Source organism: Polaromonas sp. P1_G2 (genome assembly GCF_056405515.1).
On the sequence record NZ_JBFUBY010000645.1, the window covers coordinates 1 to 667 of the forward strand.

Below are 667 nucleotides of genomic sequence, written 5' to 3' on the forward strand. Positions count from 1 at the left end.
GAACACCATTGAACGGAGATGCGGGAATCCTGACGATTCCCGCTTTTGGAAGGTTTTGGCGCGAAGCCGGCCGAAACTCAAGCCGCAAACGCGCGAGCGATGATGTCAGGCAGAAGCCTGTTCTTCCGCCTCGCGGTGAGATCGGCCCTTTTCGATCATCCTGGCTGCGATGATGGCGATCTCGTAGAGCAGGATGGTCGGTATAGCGAGGCTGCATTGCGAGATCGGATCGGGCGGCGTCAACATCGCGGCGACAACGAAGGCGAGCACGATGGCATATTTGCGCTTGCTGGCGAGCGTCTTGGAGGTCAAGAGCTCAACACGGACGAGCAGCGAGGTAACCACAGGCAGCTGGAAGACCAGACCGAAGGAGAAGATCAGCATCATGATCAGGTCGAGATATTCCGACACCTTCGGCATGAGCTGGATCGCCACCTGCCCTTCGCCGCCGCTCTGCTGCATCTTCAGGAAGAACCACATCACCATCGGCGTGAAGAAGAAATAAACCAGGCAGCCGCCAAGGATGAACAGCAGTGGCGAGGCGATCAGGAACGGCAGGAATGCAGCGCGTTCGTTCTTGTAGAGCCCGGGGGCAACGAATTTATAAATCTGCGAAGCGATGACCGGGAAAGCAACGACAAGCGCGCTGAACATCGCCACCTTGATC

At 57.4% G+C, this 667-nt stretch carries 1 protein-coding gene; it reads right to left on the reverse strand.

Annotated features, from left to right (window positions below):
• Positions 1–105 precede the first annotated feature (105 nt).
• On the reverse strand, positions 106–667 hold a 562-nt coding region (tatC, locus tag AC1D0P_RS26705; RefSeq protein WP_477679488.1), incomplete at its 5' end, for a twin-arginine translocase subunit TatC.